The 3812-nt window shown below is 40.0% G+C and carries 3 protein-coding genes; all 3 read left to right on the plus strand.

The features are described from left to right. Window positions 1–206 precede the first annotated feature (206 nt). On the plus strand, window positions 207–875 hold the full coding sequence (locus RT143_RS12070) for an IS3 family transposase (RefSeq protein WP_313093308.1): 669 nt from the start codon (window positions 207–209) through the stop codon (window positions 873–875). A 26-nt stretch (window positions 876–901) separates the two neighbouring features. Further along, window positions 902–1138 (plus strand): integrase core domain-containing protein, encoded by a 237-nt coding sequence (locus RT143_RS12355; RefSeq protein ID WP_409519724.1) that lies wholly within the window; start codon window positions 902–904, stop codon window positions 1136–1138. A gap of 273 nt (window positions 1139–1411) precedes the next feature. Next, window positions 1412–3544, plus strand: coding sequence for a metallophosphoesterase family protein (locus RT143_RS12075; RefSeq protein ID WP_313093307.1), 2133 nt, complete (start codon window positions 1412–1414; stop codon window positions 3542–3544). The last annotated feature ends 268 nt before the right edge of the window (window positions 3545–3812 follow it).

Here is a 3812-nt window from a genome sequence, read left to right on the forward strand (position 1 = left end):
AACCACTCATCACAGGTAGAGCTATCACACCCGAACAACAAGAAATCCAGCGACTAAAAAAAGAAGTAGCTCAACTCAAACTAGAACGAGATATTTTAAATGAGGAGGGATAAGCGAAGCACTGCTTCGCCCCGACGCAAGGCGAGAGCTATGCTCAAGCGGGCATCAGCTCTATTAGCGATAGACAGTCTCGGTTTTCACCGCTAATAGAGAAACTAGCCAAAGCAAATCCCCGAATCAGTAAAGTTAAATTATGTGAGCTATTTGGCGTAGCAAGGAGTAGCCACTATTTAGCAAAAAAGCCCAAAATGCCCAGCCTTAAGCAAATCAACTTAACGCTCTGGGTAAAACAAGCCTTTGACCAATCCAAAGGCTCGGCAGGGGCAAGAACGCTATCAGCGATCGTGAGCCAACAACATAATGTCAAACTCACTCGCTACAAAGCAAGCAAAATCATGGCACAGCAAGGCTTGGTCAGCCGTCAGCTCATCCGCCATCGCTACAGCAAAGCGGATAAAGAACACGCCATACATGACAACCTGCTTAAACGAGCATTCAGCCCAACTGCGCCAAACCAAGTATGGACAGGCGATGTGACTTACATCCGTACCCAAGCAGGATTTTGTTATTTAGCGGTAGTGATTGACCTATTCTCTCGCAATATTGTGGGATTTGCCATGAGTGATAGCCCTGACAGTAAACTGACAATACAAGCCCTTAAAATGGCTTATACGGTGCGTTTAGAGCCATCCAATGTGCTATTTCATTCTGATCAAGGCACGCATTACACCAGTCGAGCATTTGCCGATGCGATTGCCCAGTGCAAAGGCATGAAACATAGTATGAGCCGCCGTGGTAATTCACTGCGGGCATAGCCCTTGCCTTGCGAAGGGGCAAAGCAGTGCTTTGCTTACCCCTTCTCAGGGATAATGCCCCAACTGAGCGGTTTTTTAGAAGTTTTAAGACAGAGTGGATGCCCAGAAAAGGATATGATGATTTGGCTCAAGCAAGAGTCGATGTCGCCAGTTATATCATCGGCTATTACAGTCAAGTTAGACCACACAGCTTCAATGATTACTTAACACCAGTCGAGAAAGAAATACAGTTTTTTAATCAAAATCTCTTAAAGACTGTCTAAAATTAGTTGACCACTACAGTACAACCATGAACGATTACATTCTAACAATGGATATGTATCGCCTCTTGATGCGGAAAATATATACTATTGTTCATTAGTTCCGTCAGATTATGCTGCCTGACTCAAGCAAATCTGTCTCCGATAAAACTAGGACGGTTCAATATGAATGTTTCTGAATTGTGTCACTATTTTGACATTTAATTTCAATATTATTTAGATCTACCATTTTTAATTTCTTTACTAAAATCAATAATCAAAATAAATGGATTGATCATGAATAAGCCTCTAAAAACGACACTCTTTTTATCAATTACCAGTGCATTATTACTCACAGGATGTAAGGATAATAATAATGGTAAAAGCAATGTATTAAACAATCAAAACAATAATTTACCCGAAGTCGCCTTTATGGCGGATGTCCACTTTCATGATGTGTATGGCGACTTAAAAAATTCAAATTTTCAAGGCATTCCAACCGCTCATGGTAACGCCACTATTAGAACCATGTATGCTCAGTTAACATCAACGCGTTTATTTAATGAAAACTACTTTGCATTTCGTGCAGCTCTTGACGATGCTTTATCTAAAGGCATTAAATTTGTCGCGTTTCCAGGCGATTATTCGGATGATGGTCAACCCATGAATGTTGAGGGCTTTCGTAAAGTCTTGCAAGAATATGAGAAAAAAGGCATGCGTTTTTTCATTGCTCCAGGTAATCATGACCCCGTCTCCCCTGATGATAATGAAACCGCAGGCAAAAGCGATTTTATGGGTCTAAAGGGGCAACCACAAAAAGTCTATGCACTTAAAAATGCAGCATGTCTTAACTCAGATCCAACAGTCGTATGTACTAACCAAATGATGGAACAAGGCTATGACTCACTGACTAATGCCTTAGGCGATTATGGATTAATGCCTAGTACCAAAGATGTATATTGGGAAACGCCTTACAGTACCTATAACGAAAATAACTATAATTTCAACACCGCTAAACAACAAGCAGCTATTACCCAACGCCAATATGAAATCTGTAAAGAAGGTGAAGGCGGCGTTTATAAACAAGCTAACTATAGCAAATGTGCCAAAATTCCTGATGTTAGTTATTTAGTAGAGCCTGTCAAAGGTCTATGGCTACTATCAGTAGATGCTAATGTATTCGTTCCGACTGATAAATTTGACCCGAATAATCCAAAAGCGCCTGGTGGATTCACAGGTGCAGGTGGTGCAGGTTGGAATAAAATGGTGACACATAAGAAAACCACTATGAAATGGATAGCCTCGGTGGTGGAACGGGCCAAAAAAGAAAATAAAAAACTTGTTGCCTTCTCGCATTATCCTTCCATTGAGTTTTATGCCAATCAAACAGGTAATATTCAAAGCACATTTGGTGATAAAACTTTCCAAACTGAGCGTGTTCCAAGTTCTGATGCCACAGCACAGGTGGCAGCGACTGGGTTACCACTGCATATCGGTGGGCATATGCACTCGAATAGTACCAATGACTACAAAGATTCCAATGGCAATTACTTAGTCAACGTCCAATCCCCATCTTTAGCCGTGTATGGTGCTGCGTATAAAGTGGTCAAATTTGATAAAGATGACAAAGTCAATGTCAAAACCGTCCCATTAGATAATGTGCCACGATTTAACGAGTTATTTCCACTTTATAAAATGGAACATGACTATATCATGGCAAATACCCAGCCTAGTGATCCAACACGTTGGAATGTTGATATTTTAAATAGTAAAAACTACCGCGATTTTACCCATTTTTATTTTGGGCAATTATCACAACTACGTTTTATGGGTGAATATTGGCCCTGTGATATGCGTGACTTGGCACAGCAACTTAATATGGCACAAATGCTTACGATGACTCAACTGTCAACGCAAGCGACCTATGCTCAGCTTCCTGCATTACAAGCAACCTTAAATCTAAAAGCATCTAATAATTGTCTTATTACAGGCAGCCAAACTTCGACTATTACACCTGAACAATTTGCCCTAGATTGGAAAACTGCAGAAACCAAAGCGTCAGCATTAGCAACTGCAGAAGGTCTAACCATGGATGACTTAGCTAAAATTAGCCCTTATGACTTTTATGGCGATTTTCATCGTACTATCTACGCAGGGCAATTGGCTTTGCAAGATATTGGCGATAAGCGTGTCAAGGCCTACAAGCTATTAATGAAAAGCTTCCCAGCTAGTCCGACTACTCCATTGCTCGCAGGTGGTAAACTATCAACTGACAACCCAATTAATGTACCATTCCAATATAAATTTAAACATGTATTTGAGATCTTAAAAGGTGTGGGTTCAGGTAAACCAAGCAATAATTTTGTGGTTGATTATCGCAATAAAACGTTAACTGAGACGAGTAACACACAGAATCTTAGTTTTAATTAAATAGATTATTAGCAGCATACATTCAACAGGAACTCAAAATTAGATTTTAGTTCCTGTTTTTTATTGCTTAAAAATATTTTAGAGAATTAGCAACCTATTTTGTAGCTATCCCGTTTGTTGGCGTATAAAAGGTTGTCATCGATGATTAATAAATACAGTAAGCTGTTTTATTTTAGGGGAGAGTTACAGAAGGCGTACTTGGCTACGGGTACTGAGGGCGTTCAAAACTCTGTGTCAGGATAAATTAGAGGCTCATTACAGCATTTAA

Source organism: Moraxella sp. CTOTU48268, assembly GCF_032069585.1.
GTDB classification, from domain to species: Bacteria; Pseudomonadota; Gammaproteobacteria; order Pseudomonadales; family Moraxellaceae; genus Faucicola; species Faucicola cinerea.

Excerpts from the sequence above, each read along its gene's own strand:
- RT143_RS12075 (WP_313093307.1), top strand. The coding sequence starts at position 1,412 with ATGAATAAGCCTCTAAAAACGACACTCTTTTTATCAATTACCAGTGCA.